This window comes from Devosia sp. 63-57 (assembly GCF_001899045.1).
GTDB classification, from domain to species: Bacteria; Pseudomonadota; Alphaproteobacteria; order Rhizobiales; family Devosiaceae; genus Devosia; species Devosia equisanguinis.
Map to the genome: position 1 here is coordinate 1 of NZ_MKUY01000003.1, position 15,427 is coordinate 15,427.

Genomic DNA, 15,427 nt, shown 5'->3' on the forward strand with positions numbered 1-15,427 from the left:
TGTTCAACAAAACCGCCCCAGCCAGCGCACTCACTCACGCACCATTTTGCGAAAGTTCCTACTTTGCGAATTACGCTTGAGCGCTACCCCCCACACACAGCCGCCGCGCCATTGTTGCCTCCCATTTTGCCACGCGCCTCTCTGTGTTGGACAATTGTCGTCCCCGAAACCCTCACGGCCACTCCTGGTTTGCCCCATCAAGGTATGCGCAGTCGCCACATCGCTGGCTCCGGTCGCTTCGCACGCAAGTCCGCCCCACTGATGTGCCCGAAATCGTCGGGTTCTAGCGCAATGAGCGCGCCCGACTTTGAGCGTCGCTTTTTTGAACAATTTTCACCCGACCCATATTGATAGCCTTCCCGCCCCGGCCTAACATAACAGTTGGAGGATTTCTCAAATAACGAGTGTTTGGAGCTGGTTACGGCTCCTTGCAAGCACCGGAAGTTTAACCCCGCCAGGCGGCTGCCCCAAGCACGCCTGTCCAACAGTCTTGGAGCAAATAATTGAAATTCCATAAGATTCTGATTGCCGCGTCGCTGGTTTTGGCGTCCACACTGTCTATTTCCGCCGCCGAATATGAAGTTCACATGCTCAACAAGGGCGCCGATGGGAAAACCATGGTGTTCGAGCCGCACTTCCTGCAGATCGCTGTGGGTGACACGGTCAAGTTCATCCCCACAGACAAGGGCCACAACGCCGAGACCATCAAGGACATGTTCCCCGAGGGCGGCAACCAGTTCAAGGGCAAGATCAACGAGGAATTCAGCGTCACCTTCGACGTGCCGGGTGCCTATGGCTACAAATGCGCCCCGCACTTCGCCATGGCCATGGTCGGGCTGATCGTCGTGGGCGAAGATCCCGCCAATCTCGATGCCATCGTCAATGCGCGCGGTCCTGCCAAGGTCAAGGACGCCTTTGCTGAACTCGCAGCCATGGTTGGCCAGTAAGACCATCGCCAGCGGAGCCTGTTCTTTTGCAAGGTCGCATCGAGACGATCACATGGAGCAGGCTTCGCGAGCGGAGCATGGGGGATGTCTGGGCAAAGCGCATCTGACGCAGGTCAGATCTCCAGGGTTCTGACTGCGGTCGGGCATCGCGCCAGCGTGGCGCGTCTGCTGCCAGTGTCGATCACCGCTTTGGCGATTGGCGTGGCAGCTCTGGGAGGAGCAATTTTCGTCATGGGGCCGAATTGGCCCCAGGCTGGCTGGCTGATTGCCGGCGGCCTGTCGTTGAGCCTTTTGGCCATCGGCATGGTTGCGCTTGCCCGGACCACACGCCCCGACATCGTCGCGCGGCGCATAGACCATCGGCTTGGCCTCGCTGAACAATTGTCTTCGGCCACTGCTGCCGCTGGGTCTGCCGTTGACAGTCCTATTGTGCGCTCGTTGCTGGTCAATGCCGGTCGTGTAGCGCAGAACATCGATGTCAAACGCGCCGTGCCACTGGTGACGCGGCCGCTGGGCCTCAGCCTGGCAGCCCTGCTGCTGGCGATCTGCGGTACCGTCCTCGCCTTCGGTCTCATCGCCGGTAACGTCCAGGTATCGCTCGAAACGCCGCAAGCGATCGACGCTCCCGATACAGGCGCTGAGATCACGGCCGACGCGCTCGACGTCTTGGCCGAGCTGGTCGCCGAAGACGCTGAACGGCGCAACAGCGACTACCTGGCCGCCTTGGCCAACTCCGTCAAATCGCTGGCGGAAAAGGCGCGGAACGGCGCGACCCAGGCTGAACTCGAAACCGAATTGCAGGCGCTCCTCGATCACGCTGCCGCGGGCTATCAGGGAAAAATGCCGGAGTGGATGAACGGGCCGGGCGAACAGCCGGCAGGCGTGGTCCAGAATGCGCTCGCCTTCAGCACAGCGCGCCAGAAGGCGGCCGAGGAGCGCGCCAGATTGGCGGAAATGCGCGGCGATGGCCCTAAGGTGACGTCCTCCGACATGTACACCTTGCCCGAGGATCGCCTTTCTGCCAGCGCAGCGCCCCAACCGGCAGGCAATAGTGCTCCGAATGAAAACGCAGTCGCTGACCGCGAGGGCCAGTTGCAAAGCGAAAGCCTGGGCGGCGGCGACACTTTGGCACGGCCCATGGAAGACGAGGCCTTTGCCAGTGCAGGCTCCCTGCCCGTCGGCGCTGCCGCACAATCGGGCAAGGGGGAAAGCAATATCGCCGGCGGCGGCTCGCAGGCCCTCGCCGATAATAGCCAGTTTCTCGAAACCATGGCCGATCCGACGCAGTCGATGTCGATCGCCGCCGACCAGGTGGGCGAAGGCAGTCGTATTCGCATGCATATGCCCACGAGCGCCGACCCCAGCCAAACGGCGACGTTCGACGGTTTGCAGGGCGCCGATTGGAGCCGGCAGATGGCGCAGATCGTCACCCGCCAGGCGATCACGCCCGAAGCTAGCGTGGTGGTATCGCGCTATTTCAACCGTCCAGTGAAGAGCGGGGAGCAGTAGATGCAGTTCCTCGCCCCCCTCGCTTTGTTGTCCGGTTTGCTGGCACTGGTGATCCTGGCATTCCATATCAGGCGGCGGCGCACGCTGAATGTGCCGAGCCTGGTGATCTGGCGGCAATTGCAGGCCGGCCAGGTGCGACGCAACCGCACTTGGCAATGGCCGAACCCCAGTTGGTCCCTGGCGCTGCAACTACTTGCACTGCTGGCGATGGTGATGGCGCTGTCGCAGCCCCTCTGGAACCGCGGCCCACCGGTCGATCACTGGATTTTCGTCGTCGACCGTTCCGGCGCCATGCAGGCACAGGCAGGCGCGGGCAGCCTGCTCGATGAGGTCAAGGCCGATTTGCGCGATCACATCACCGGGGCAGCTGGCGCAGGCCGGCAATCGCTTGTCGCGGTTGGCGCCGATGTCACACCCGTGGCTATCGACCAGGCCCTGACTGGGTCGGCAATGGCGGATGCCGTGGGCAGCCTCGCCGCCGAGCATGGTCATGCCGATTGGTCGCGCCTGAAGGCCGCCTTGGCCCCAATCATCCGTCCAAACGAAAAGACCCGGATCGTCATCTACTCCGATCACGCGGTGACGCCGGATTTCGGCCGGGCCGAGATCTCAGTCGAGCCGGTCATCGTCGCCTCGCAATTTCCCAATGCTGCTATTTCAGCCACGCTGGAAGCCTCCACCAAGGTCGCCAATCGCTGGACCCTGTCTGGTACCGTGCGGCTCGATCCGGGCCAGGCCGCGGCCGAAATGATCGTCGGCTTTGCGACACGCGGCGACGAGCAACCGTTGGAATGGACGCGGCGGACCATCGCCACGCCCAATGAGCCAGACGACGCCGTCCGCTACCGCACCTTTTCGGTGACGCTGGAATTGCCGGGCGCGGGGATCGTCAGTGCCACCCTGGCTGACGACGGCAACGCCTATGACAATGCCGCGCGCTTCGTCATCGGGGCACAGCCCAAACCACTCGACGTGCTCTATATCGGCGCCGGCAACCAGCCCCTGCTCTCGGCTTTCCGCGCCATCGAGGGTACGCAGATCTTTCAGGCCCCTCGCCTGCCGAACGATGTCAGCGCCTATGGGCTTGTGGTCGTCGATGGCAGCTTTGTCGATCGTCAGCCGGAGACCAATACGCTCTGGATCGGCAATGCCGGCATCGAAGGTGAAACGCTGGCGACGGGTTCTTCCCTGCCGCCGACCAGCGCCATCGACGCCCATCCGCTGATGCGCGGCGTGACGTGGACCGGCATCGACACCGGTGGCAGCGTCGTCCTGCCAGTCACTGAGACGGCGGAAATTCTTTTGCGGACTGGCGATGCGCCGCTCATCACCACGGATCGAACCCCGTTCGGGCGCAGCATCGCCTTGGCCTTTGATCCGCGCCAATCCAACTGGCCGCAACAGCCGTCTTTGCCGATTTTCACCGCCAATCTGGTCGATTGGCTTGGCATCGCGCCCCAACCCGTCTTGCAGCCGAGCTGCGTTGCGGGTGCCCGCTGTGCGCTCGACCGACGGCTCGAGGGCGGCACTCTGACGCTTTTGGGTGGCGATGCCCAGGCCTCCGCCAAAATGCTTCCGGCCGGCTGGGTTCCGACGGTCGCCGGTCTGTACCAGGTCGAACGCAACGGCCTCGCCAAGCTGATCGCCGTCAACCCCGACATTGTGCCTCCTGGCGTGGACAGCGTCGCTACATTCGATGAACCCGCCAGCTTCCCGCTGCCGCTCTGGCCCTTCTTTATTGGCCTCGCCATAGCCGCCCTGATTGCCGAGGCCATCGTGTCAGGGCGCGGCGCCGAACGGTTCCTGCAGCGCGAGGGCCTGCGGTCGAGCAATCCCTTGAGCCAGCGCCGACGCATAGCCCTTGGCCTCCATGTCGCAACTTTGGCGCTGGCCATGGCTGCGTTGGTCAACGCCCCCCTGCCCTGGCGCCAGGCCGGCGAATACCTGGTGCAATTGGCCTCGGCCGGCGGCGCGCCCGACGCTGATATGGTGGATCGGCTCATCGCCGCCGGGCCGGTGATCGCCATGGATACCACAGAAATGCCAGAGCGCATCGGCCCCTTGGCCAATGCTATTGCCTTGGCCGCTGCAAGCGTTCCATGGGGCGAGCCGGGCCATATCGTGGTCACCGGCCAAACAGCTACAGACGATGACGCGTTCCAGGCTGTCAGCGATACCTTACGGGATCGCGACATCGTCCTCGAAGTCATCGCCCCGCCCTTCGTCGAAGACGCTGTACTCGTATCGGCCCTCGAAGCCCCTGAGCCGGTTTTCGTGGGGGATACGGTGCAACTCGTCGGCATTGTCCACGCTCGCGACGCTGCGCCAGCGCATCTGCGCTTCGAGCGCGACGGCGCGGTGCTCGTCGATCAACAGGTGGCGTTGCAGGCCGGTGACAACCGCGTCGAGACCATCTTGACCGACCTCGCCGCCGGCCCGGCCACCTACACGCTGAGCGTGACGAGTGCAGCCGACGACACTCCTGCGAATAACAGCCTAACCCGCCTCATCGATGTCGGTGATGCCGGCGACGTGGCAGTTATCGCCACGGACCCAGCCCGCGCGTCCCAGTTCATTGCCTGGCTCGGTGGCCAAGGCATTACCGGCACGGCCATCGAACCCAAGCGCGTACCCTATAAGCAAGAGGACTGGGCGCGATATGACGGCGCCGTGCTGATCGATCTCCCCGCCATTGCCTTGACCACCTTGCAGCAGGAGCAACTGACCCAAGCTGTCGCCGAGCAGGGCATGGGCCTGTTGATGCTGGGCGGCCCCAACAGTTTTGGCCCTGGCGGCTATCTGCAAACGCCTCTCGACGATGCATCGCCTCTCTCAAGCCGCGTGCCGCGCGATGCGCCAGAGGCGACACTGGTCTTCGTCCTCGACCGCTCCGGCAGCATGCAGCAGCCGGTGGGCAATGGCACGCGTCTCGACGTGGCCAAGCAGGCGACGCTTGCCGCGGTTCGGCTGCTCAACCGCAACAGCCAAGTGGGCATTATCGTCTTCGATTCCGAACCCATCACCGTCCTGCCGCTATCGCGCATTTCTGACCCCAACGTCGTCTCCACCGCCCTGAGTGGCGTGGACCCAGGTGGCGGCACCTCGGTCTATCCCGGGCTCGAAGCCGCCTATGACATGCTAAGCAATGTCGATACACCCGCCCGCCACATCATCGTCATGACCGACGGCTTGAGCCAACCGGCTGATTTCGCCGGCCTGCTCAACCAAATCCGCGGCTCAGGCATCACCGTGTCGACGGTCTCGATCGGCGAAGGCGCCGAACGCGGGCTGATCGAACAGATCGCCCGGATGGGTGGCGGCACCTTCCATGCCACCAATGATTTCGCCGCCCTGCCCTCCATTCTCTCGCAAGAGGCCATGCTGCTCTCCGGTTCGCCCATCGAGACCGGTATCACGCAACCACTCTGGGCCAGCCGCAGCGAACCGTTCCTGCGCGGCCTGCCGCCGACCATGCCCACCATCGATGGCTTTGTGCTGACGACGGCCAAGCCCGAAGCACAATTGTCCATGGTCGTGCCCGACAACAAGGGTGAGCCCATGCCCTTGCTGGCCTCCTGGCGCTTTGGCGCCGGCCAGGTGTTGGCGCTGACCACCGAGGCCGTTGGCCCTTGGTCTTCGCGCTGGCAATCGCTCGAAAGCTATGCCCCATTCTGGGCCCAGGTCGTGCGGCAGTTCCTGCCCGGCGTTGAGCGCGGCGATCTCGTGCTCGATCTCGTTCGCCGTGGCGACGGCATCGTCGTCGATCTGACGCTGCGCGATGCGGAATTAGGCGCACCGAGCCTTGCCGTGTTCGAGGGCGATACCTTGCTCGCCAACCTGCCGCTTGACGCCATCGGCGCGGAAAAATACCGCGCCGTCTTCTATCCACAAACAGCCGGCACCTATCGCTTCGAGGCCAAGGCGGGCGACGTCATGGCGACATCTGGCCTTACGATGAACTATCCCGCCGCCCTGGGCATGTTGCCACCAGACCGCGCCATCCAGCATCTGGCGCAACTGTCCGGTGGACGAACCGACCTGGCCACGCCAACGCGCCGCGACGTTCCGGATCGCTGGGTCATGCGGCCTGCCAGCCCGCTCTGGCTGGGCCTGGCCATCCTGCTCTTCATGGCGGCACTCTGTGTCCGCTACACCCGCCTTTTTGCCCCGCGTCAAAAATCAACATCAATCTCGCCGCCGGCGGCTTCGGAGCAATCTCGCTCCAATGTCGAGGAAGCCGCGCATGTCTAGTTCAGGGAACAGCACCATGTCCGCAAATGCCGCCACCGCCGAGCAGATGGCCGATGCCGAAATGAACCGCCTGCTCACCGCGCTGCGCGCCGCCCAGGCCGAAATCGGCCGGACGGTTCTGGGCCAGGAGCGCATCGTCGAAGACCTTCTTATAGGGCTGATCGCCGGCGGCCACGTCCTGCTCGAAGGCCCACCGGGCGTCGGCAAGACCCTACTGGTGCGCACCCTCGCCACGGCGACCGGGCTCTCCTTTGCCCGCGTGCAGTTCACCCCCGACCTGATGCCCGCCGATATCACCGGCTCCATGGTACTGGTCCCCGACACCAGTGGCCGCAACACCCTGGAATTCCAGCGTGGCGCCATCTTCACCCAGTTGCTGCTGGCTGACGAAATCAATCGCGCTACCCCGCGCACCCAATCTGCCCTGCTCGAAGCCATGCAGGAGCGCACGGTCAGTGCGGCTGGCCAGACCATGACGCTACCAGAGCCCTTCTTCGTCCTGGCCACGCAAAACCCGCTCGAAATGGACGGCACCTACATTCTGCCCGAAGCCCAGATCGACCGCTTTCTGCTCCAGCTCGACGTGCCCCTGCCGACGGCCGAAACGCTCGCCGCCATTCTCGACAGCACGACGGGCAGCGTCTCCACCACCGTTCAGCAATTCCTGACGCCGGCTGATATTTTGGCCATTCAGGCCTTGGTGCGCAGCGTGCCCATGGCAGACCATGTGCGCCGGGCCATCGCCAATTTTGCCATCTCAACCCATCCGGTCGGTGCCGATGCCAGCGCCGATGTGAAGCGTTATCTGCGTTTTGGTCTGAGCCCGCGCGGCGCGCAGGCGCTGGTGCTGGCCGCCAAGGGCCACGCCCTGCTCAATGGTCGCTTCAATGTCAGCTTCGACGACATCAGGGCCATGCTGCTCGCCACCACGCGCCACCGCGTTCATCTCAATTTCGAAGGTCGCGCCGATGGCGTGTCGCTCGAAACGCTGCTCGGTAGACTGCTCGATACCAGCATCAAGGGGGTGTTGTGAGCCCCTCGCCCGCCTTGCTCGAACAGCTGTCCACGGCCCGCTTCGTCATGACCCGCGCGGCCCCATCGGTCGGTATCGGCGAACGCCGCTCCGCCACCAAGGGCGTGGGCCTCGAATTTGCCGAGCATCGCCCCTATCGCCCCGGCGACGACGTGCGCCATCTCGATCCCCGCGTCATGGCGCGGCTGGGCGAATCCTATATCCGCCAATATTTCGTCGATCGGCAATTGCCGGTTTTCATCCTGCTCGACGGCACAAGGTCCATGCTGGCGGGCAGTCCACAGAAATTCGCCATCGCCGCTGAGATCGCGCAGCTCGCCGCCTTTGTCGGGTTGGCGGCGGGTGACCGCGTCCGTGTGGGTGTATCCGGCGATGGCGGGTTCCGCTGGTCGCAGCCGCTGCAGGGCGGCGCACGTGCGCAAATCCTCTTTGACTGGTTTGCAAAGCTCACGCCCGGTGGACGCAGCGATTTCGGACAGGACATCGAGACAGCACTGCGCGATATGGGACAGGCGGCTTATGTCGTCGTGGTCAGCGACTGGTGGGACGAGCGCATGCAACGGGCGCTAGATATGCTGGACGGCCAGGGCCACGAGGTCGTGGGCATTCAGGTCGCGGCGCCGGAGGAGATCGATCCCACCGCGCTGGGCAATGGCAGCGTGCTGCTGGTAGACGAGGAGACCGGCGATGAGGTGGAAACCGTGATCGATGAAGCCGTGATCGCGGACTATCGCGCGACCCTCGAAACCTTCAAGGCCAATCTGCGCCAACGCCTTGTCAGCCGCGGCGGGCGGTTCTTTTCACTCTCCTCGTCCGCCGATATCACCCGTTTCTTTCTGCGCGATCTGCGCGCTGCGGGAGTGCTGCTATGACCCAAACCAACCCCGCCATAGCCGTCAACGGACTCACCAAGCACTATGGTCGCATGACTGCGCTCGACGCGGTCGATCTCACCGTGCCCAGCAACACCATGTTCGCCCTGCTCGGCCCCAACGGCGCCGGCAAAACCACGCTGATCCACATTCTCTGCACCATTCTGGCCGCCGACTCCGGCACGGCGTTCATCGCCGGCACCGATCTGCGACGCCACCCCCTGCAGGCTCGCAAGAATATCGGCGTGGTGTTTCAGGAACCCAGCCTGGACGATCGGCTCACCGCTTACGAAAACCTCGATTTCCATGGCCGCGTCTACGCCATGAAGGCGGCGGACCGTAAGGCAGGGATCGACGAGCTGCTCTCCCTGGTAGAACTCGAAGACTGGCGACACGCGGCTACCCGCACCTTCTCTTCCGGAATGAAGCGCCGGCTCGAAATCGCCCGGGCACTGCTGCATAAACCGAAAATCCTGTTCCTGGACGAACCCACTGTCGGGCTCGACGCGCAATCGCGCGCCGGCATCTGGTCCTATCTCGACAAACTGCGCACCCAGCGCGATCTCACCATCGTGGTAACCACCCACTACATCGAGGAGGTCGAGGCCTGCGACAAGGTCTCGATCATCGACCACGGCAAGATCATCGCCGAGGGCTCGCCGCTCGATCTCAAGCAGCAATACGGCAAGGAGACGGCTCGCGTTGTCCCCCGTAATGCGGCAATCGGCGATGAATTGCGCACCCGTTACAATGCCCTACAGACCGGCAAGGATGGCAGCATCGTCATCGACGCGGGCACGCCCGGCTTCGCCGACCAGTTTCTGGCCGAATATGGCACCCGCATCCGCCAGGTGTCATTCGACATGCCCAGTCTCGAAAGCGTGTTCTTGACCCTCACGGGGCGAGAACTGCGCGACCGCGGCGCCAGCGACGGCGAAAAGCGCGCCGGGCGGAAGGGTCGGCGCTCATGAGGATTGCCCTCTATCGGCTCATCTTCCTGGCCGGACTGATCGCGCTCTGGTGGCTCGCCTCCACGCAGGTCGAGCGCAATCTCGTCCCATCGCCTTGGGCCACGGCCCTGGCAGCGCGGCAATTGATTGCCGAAGGCCGGCTGGGCAGCGCTCTGGTGGATAGCATCAGCATCTATCTCGGTGGCTATGGCGCCGCCATCCTCGTAGGCATTCCCATCGGCATTCTCATGGGCACGCTACGCCCTTTGGGCAAGACGCTGGAAGTCTTCGTCTACGCGCTCTCGGCCACGCCGCGTGTCGCCTTCATTCCACTCATCATCGTCTTCCTCGGCCTCGGGCCCCAGGCAAAAATCCTCATCATCTTTCTGGGCGCAGTAATGCCCATTCTCATCAACACCTATGCCGGTGCGCTCAATTCCGACCAGGAGCTGATCGAGATGGCCCGCTCGGTGGGCGCCCCACGCCGGCGCATTTTCGCCAGCATCGTCCTCCCCGGCGCCGTCCCCTTCATTCTCGTGGGCCTGCGGGTTGGCGCAACCATCGGCTTGATCAACACGGTCGTCGCCGAACTCTACACGGCCGTCAAAGGCCTCGGCGGTCTGCTCGCCATCTATGGCAATACCTTCCGCATGGCCGAGTATTTCGTCATCGTACTGACGCTGGCGCTGATCGGCGTCATCATTACCGAAGCCCTGAGATTTCTGGAACTTCGCCTCGGCCGCTGGCGCCGAAGCGATGCAGTTCTGTAACGTTTTTTCTAGGAGGTGCCTCATGAAGGCCAAACTGCTTACGACCCTCGCAGCCGCGCTGCTGCTCACCGTTCTTCCCGCCCAGGCCGATCCATTTCGGCTGATCGTAACCGATCTCGAAACGCCTTTGGTGCCCAACTCGGTCATGGATCTGGCCCTGCAGCAGGGCTATTTCGAACGCGAAGGCGTCGAGGTAGAGCTGGTGCGTGTGCAGCAGACCCCATCGGCCCTCGCGGCTCTGCAGGCCGGCGAAGGCGAAATGGCCAATATTGGCGTCGATGCCCTGCTCCTGCTGGTCGCCGGCGGCGCCAATGACCTGCGCGCCGTAGTCTCGCCGAACAAGTCCCTGCCCTTCCTGATCGCCTCCAAGGACGCCATCGCAACGCCCGCCGATCTCGCCGGCAAGAGCTTCGGCATCGGCCGTCCCGGCAGCCTCGATCAGTCGCTGAGCACCCGCGTCATGGCCGCCAATGGCGTCGATACCGACGCGGTGGAGTTCGTGGCGCTGGGCCAGCCCAACGTCCGCGCCCAGGCTCTCGTCGCCGGGCAGGTTGATGCCACCACCATTTCCATCGGTGTCTGGAGCTCCATTCCCGACAAGACCGGGCTGCATGTCCTGATTGACCAGGACGCCTACTATGCAGCCGCACCCCAGGTCAGCAAGGTCAACATCGTCACCCAGAAAGTGCTCCATGAGCGCCGTGACGACGTCAAGAAGGTCATCACCGCCCTGATCAAGGCCTCGCGCGACTATGCCGCCGATCCCGCAGTTTGGGTTGCAGCGATGGAACAGGCCCTGCCCTCGGCCGACAAGGCGACCCTCGAACAGCTTGGCCAGAGCTTTGCCAAGAGCTGGAGCGTCAATGGCGGCCTGTCCAAGGTCGACCTCGATGCTACCGTGACTGCACTCTATAAGGGCGAAGATTTCGCCTCGGCGCGTCCTGTCGAGCTCAATGAATGGGTCGATTTCTCGCCGGTGGACGAAGTGCTGGCTGAACTCGGCACTGACGACGCCATGGATCCGGCGACACGATGAACTATCCCGTCGCCCCCACCAGCCATGCCATGACCAGCGCTCCGGCGACGGCGCCTGCACGCATCGTGCTGGAGGGCGTCAACAAGACCTTCGGTGCCGGCGAGAAAAACGCCGGCACCGTGGCCCTCAAGGACGTCAACCTGGCCGTGCCGGACCGGGCCTTCGTTTCGCTGCTCGGCCCCTCGGGCTGCGGCAAGACGACGGTATTGCGGATCGTCAATGGCTTGCTTGCGCCCGATAGCGGCAGGGTATTGATCTCGGGCGCGCCGCCGCGCCCCGGCCCCAATATGGGCTTCGTTTTTCAGTCCTTCCGGCTCATCCCTTGGTCGACCATTCGCGGCAATGTGGAATTCGCCCTCGTCGACGCCATCCCCGACCGTGCCGAGCGGCGCGCTCGTGCCGATCGCTATATCGAGCTCGTTGGCCTCAGCCGCTTCGCCGATGCCTATCCCAGCGAGCTCTCGGGCGGCATGCGGCAGCGCGTGGCCCTGGCCCGGGCTTTGGCTGTCGAACCCGACATCCTGCTCATGGACGAGCCCTTTGCCAGCATCGACGCGCAGACGCGCGAACTCATGCAGATGGAACTGATGCGGCTGTGGTCGGCGCGCCAGTCGGTGGCGCTCTTCGTCACCCACAGCGTCGATGAGGCCATCCTTCTGGCCGATCAGGTGGTGCTGATGGGTCCACGCCCCGGTCGCATTCTCGAAGTGATCGACGTCGACCTTGAGCGGCCGCGCTGGACCTATGACGTGCGTGCCGAAAAACGCTTCATCGAACTGCGTGCCTATCTCTGGGATCGCATCCGCACCTTGGTGCTGAACGATCCCGGTTCCGATTTTTATGGCCGGGACCTCGGGACCGGACGCTAGACGACTTGGGAGGATACCCTTTGGGCTTGCTTGGGGGAATTTACGCGATCTGGCTGCGCGAAGTGAAGCGCGCCCTGCGCGACCGCGGCCAGCTGATCGGCGGCATCAGCCGGCCACTGATGTGGGTGCTGATCATGGGCATCGGCCTCAATCCCTATTTTCGGGGCGAGGTCTTCGGCGAAGTGCGTTTTGCGGTGCCCTATACCTATATTCAGTTCATTTTCCCGGCCATTGTCGTCCTCAATATCATGTACACGTCCGTCCAGTCGGCAGTGTCGGTGATCTGGGACCGCGAATTCGGCTTCCTGCGCGAGGTCCTGGTGTCCCCACTACCCCGCTGGGCCGCGCTCCTCGGCAAGATCCTCGGTGGCACTACCATCGCCGTGTTCCACGGCTCCCTGGTGCTCGTCCTTGCGGCCTTCGCCGATGTGGTGATCACTTGGGATCGCCTGCTGATCGGGCTGGGCCTGATGTTCCTTCTCGCCTTCGGCCTGACCTCGTTTGGCGTCGTGCTCGCCTCCCGCATTCGCAGCTTCGAAGGTTTCGGCGTCTTCTCCAACGCCATCATCCTGCCGCTCTATTTTCTCTCCAGCTCGGTTTTTCCCCTCGATCCGGCGCTGACACGGGCACAAACGCTGGTGGTCTACCCGGAATGGCTGGTCACGCTGGTGGAATGGAACCCCGTCACCTATGCGGTCGACGCCATGCGCGGCACCTTCATCCAGTTCCACCAGTTCGACCCCGCCATCGGCCCGATTCTGCTTGCCGCCATGGCCGTTGGGTTCTTCATCTGGGCCCTGCTCGATTTCCGGAAAGCCTGATCCATGGCCTCTCCTCAGGGTAGAAAGCCACCGCCATCACGTCCCCGCTGGTTGGGCGACCTCGGCACTCTGGCCATCATCGGCACGCTGTTCGGCGCGGTTTATCTGCTGCCGCCGGATAATTCCTTTGAGGCTGTCGAAAAAGCCGGACGCATCACAGCCTGCATGCCGACGCTTTATCCGCCCTTGGTCACTGCCGATCCGGCTGAACCGGGCTTCGACGTCGAGCTCATGGGGCTCATCGCCGAACAGCTGGGCCTGCGCCTCACCGTGCTGCCCAATGCGGCAATGGCCAAGGATTTCAATCCACGCAGCTGGCGCGTCACCCGTGCACAGTGCCAGGTGCTTGCGGGCGGCATAGCCCTGACCACGCCGGTGCTTTCTTATCTCGACGCCACCGCGCCTTACCTCTCGACCGGCTGGGCTGTCGTGTCAAAGGAACCGCTGGCCAATCTCGAAGACAAGTCCATTGGCTTTTACGCCGGTTTGAGCGGCCTCGACCGCGTTGCCCTCAGCCGGCAGTTGCGCGCCATGGGCCTGCGTCCGCGCATCGTCAATTCCGCCGAAGCTCTGGAAAAGGGCCTGGCCGATGGCAGCTTCGATGTCGGGATCAGCGAAGCATTGGTGGCGCGCCAGATCGCCGGCGCTAATGACTGGTCGGTCGCCTGGGCGCCCGGCGTCGAGGAGCGCTACCCGATCGGCATTGGTCTTTGGAAAGGGGACCTGACGCTCAAGCGCAAGCTGGTGTCCGCCCTCGGTCAATTGGAGGCCGACGGAAGTCTCGACGCGCTCAAGCAAAAATACGACATTGCCGATATCGGCGGGGTGATGGGTGGCGGTGCGGTTCCCGATCTCGAATAGGTGCCCTACCCCCCGGTGAAGCCGCGCAGCGTGGGCTCCACCATTCGGAATGCCGCACCGCGATCGATAATGGCCAGCCCCACGAGCACGATGGCGATGATAGTGGCGCGCGGCTGCACCGCTTTATAAAGCCTGGGCGCGGCAGCCTGCAGCAGATAGCCCCCGGCAAAGGGCGGCAGCGGGATAAGATTGACCACGGCGAAGACCAGGCTCATCTGCGCAAAGGTGCGCAGCGCCAGGTTGATGCTGTTGGAATAGGACGGCGGCAGCGTCGTGACGACAATGCCGCGCAGTTGCAACAGCACTAGGAACACCACCACAGGCACTGCAAGGCTTGTCAGCACCGCCGCAACGAGTCCCGCTCTGCCGTGGCGCAACTCGCCGGGCTCAAGGTCGAGTTGGCGGATCCAGCCAGCCATGCTGAACACGGCGGCTACCACGCCAAGCGGCGCGGCATGCGCCAGCGGGTTGGCCGTCAGGCGCCCATCGTGGCGCGGCCCCCTGTCACCCAATGCCGTGACCATGCCGACCAGCGTCAAGCCGTGCACCATGCCCACCAGCAAAATGCCGATGATGCGGATGATGATGATTTGCAGCGGCAGTTCGAAACTCATTGCGGCACGCTCGTCGGCCCGAGATGAAACTGGTCGACCAGGTCGGCCAGTGTGCCGTCATTGATCAATTCACCAATGGCGTCGCCGAGAATGGAATTGAGATAGGTGTTGTTGGATCGCGTCGCCATCCCGATATCGGTCCGCCGGTCGACGAAAGGCAGCGGCAGAATGTGATAGCCAGCAGCCTCTGGATCGCCATCGGTGGCGAAATACAAGGCTGGCTCCCAGATCACCGCCGCGCCGATCTCCCCACTCTCCAGCTGCTCCAGGATGCGCTGGTTATGATAGAGCGTGGCGCGCTTCCATCGCTGGTCCTTCGGTCTTGTGTTGAGAAAGCTTTGCAGCCGGTTGTCCGACACCGAAAGACTGCGGGTGCCGATACGCTGGTCCAGTGGCAGGTCGTCGATCGTGGCGATCCCTTCCTGTTTCGTGACCAGCAAGTTGCCGGTTGAAAGATAGGGGCGCGTCAGCAGGATCCAGTCGGGCACCGAAGTCGCCAGCACGTAACCCATGATCACGTCGCATTTTTCGGCCAGCAGGATGAACAGCGCATCTTCGAGCCAGGGCAGTCGATAATCCAGCGGATTGGTGGGAATGCGCGGATTGGTCATGGCGACCAGGTTCGGTTCCACCAGCAGCACCGATGCGATCGACTGCGCCAGTTCCTGCTCGAAACCCGCCATCATGCCATCGGGATTGTAGCAAAAAGTGATGCTGTTCCCATCCTGACGCAAGGTGTCGGTGTAGAGGTCGCGCGGCACCACATCGAGCACCGGCTGTGCCTGAGCGGGCACGGACGACACGGCCAGGATAAGTCCAAGAACTGCAAAAACCCGGTTCACTTGAAGCTCCGACAGCTAACCACAAAAAACTGAGGCCCGGCAAAGACTGGCT

At 63.4% G+C, this 15,427-nt stretch carries 13 protein-coding genes; 11 read left to right on the forward strand and 2 right to left on the reverse strand.

Going from position 1 to position 15,427, the window contains the following annotated elements; translation table 11 throughout:
- Positions 1-503: 503 nt before the first annotated feature.
- The 11 genes from BGO80_RS00040 to BGO80_RS00090 all read left to right on the forward strand — a co-directional run bounded on the left by BGO80_RS00040 (position 504) and on the right by BGO80_RS00090 (position 13,919).
- On the forward strand, positions 504-947 hold the full coding sequence (locus BGO80_RS00040) for a pseudoazurin (RefSeq protein WP_223214251.1): 444 nt from the start codon (positions 504-506) through the stop codon (positions 945-947).
- Positions 948-1,031: 84 nt separating this feature from the next.
- Positions 1,032-2,456: a hypothetical protein gene (locus BGO80_RS00045; RefSeq protein ID WP_126151483.1), complete on the forward strand. Its 1,425-nt coding sequence runs from the start codon at positions 1,032-1,034 to the stop codon at positions 2,454-2,456.
- Positions 2,457-6,707, forward strand: a complete 4,251-nt coding sequence (locus BGO80_RS00050) for a VWA domain-containing protein (protein ID WP_286717849.1) — start codon at positions 2,457-2,459, stop codon at positions 6,705-6,707. It abuts the gene before it with no gap.
- Positions 6,708-6,723: 16 nt separating this feature from the next.
- Complete coding sequence (locus BGO80_RS00055; protein ID WP_286717852.1) at positions 6,724-7,740, forward strand: AAA family ATPase; 1,017 nt, start codon at positions 6,724-6,726, stop codon at positions 7,738-7,740.
- Complete coding sequence (locus BGO80_RS00060; protein WP_126151480.1) at positions 7,737-8,612, forward strand: DUF58 domain-containing protein; 876 nt, start codon at positions 7,737-7,739, stop codon at positions 8,610-8,612. The genes BGO80_RS00055 and BGO80_RS00060 overlap by 4 nt, the downstream gene beginning before the upstream one ends.
- Positions 8,609-9,583 carry an ABC transporter ATP-binding protein gene (locus tag BGO80_RS00065; RefSeq protein ID WP_286717854.1) on the forward strand — a complete coding sequence of 325 codons (975 nt, stop codon included), beginning with the start codon at positions 8,609-8,611 and terminating at the stop codon, positions 9,581-9,583. The genes BGO80_RS00060 and BGO80_RS00065 overlap by 4 nt, the downstream gene beginning before the upstream one ends.
- Complete coding sequence (locus tag BGO80_RS00070; protein WP_286717857.1) at positions 9,580-10,332, forward strand: ABC transporter permease; 753 nt, start codon at positions 9,580-9,582, stop codon at positions 10,330-10,332. Before BGO80_RS00065 ends, BGO80_RS00070 begins: the two co-directional genes overlap by 4 nt.
- Before the next feature lie 22 nt (positions 10,333-10,354).
- The gene (locus tag BGO80_RS00075) at positions 10,355-11,368 is read left to right on the forward strand and encodes an ABC transporter substrate-binding protein (protein ID WP_286717861.1); all 1,014 of its coding nucleotides are present in this window, start codon (positions 10,355-10,357) and stop codon (positions 11,366-11,368) included.
- Positions 11,365-12,237, forward strand: a complete 873-nt coding sequence (locus tag BGO80_RS00080; RefSeq protein WP_286717865.1) for an ABC transporter ATP-binding protein — start codon at positions 11,365-11,367, stop codon at positions 12,235-12,237. Before BGO80_RS00075 ends, BGO80_RS00080 begins: the two co-directional genes overlap by 4 nt.
- 26 nt (positions 12,238-12,263) lie before the next feature.
- A complete protein-coding gene (locus BGO80_RS00085) occupies positions 12,264-13,058 on the forward strand; it encodes an ABC transporter permease (RefSeq protein ID WP_286717867.1) in 795 nt (264 codons plus the stop codon).
- A 3-nt stretch (positions 13,059-13,061) separates the two neighbouring features.
- Positions 13,062-13,919, forward strand: coding sequence for an amino acid ABC transporter substrate-binding protein (locus BGO80_RS00090; RefSeq protein ID WP_286717868.1), 858 nt, complete (start codon positions 13,062-13,064; stop codon positions 13,917-13,919).
- A gap of 5 nt (positions 13,920-13,924) precedes the next feature.
- Here BGO80_RS00090 and BGO80_RS00095 read toward each other — a convergent pair whose 3' ends face one another.
- Positions 13,925-14,533 carry a zinc metalloprotease gene (locus tag BGO80_RS00095; RefSeq protein WP_286717869.1) on the reverse strand — a complete coding sequence of 203 codons (609 nt, stop codon included), beginning with the start codon at positions 14,531-14,533 and terminating at the stop codon, positions 13,925-13,927.
- Positions 14,530-15,375 (reverse strand): substrate-binding periplasmic protein, encoded by an 846-nt coding sequence (locus BGO80_RS00100; RefSeq protein WP_286717870.1) that lies wholly within the window; start codon positions 15,373-15,375, stop codon positions 14,530-14,532. The genes BGO80_RS00095 and BGO80_RS00100 overlap by 4 nt, the downstream gene beginning before the upstream one ends.
- Positions 15,376-15,427 lie beyond the last annotated feature (52 nt).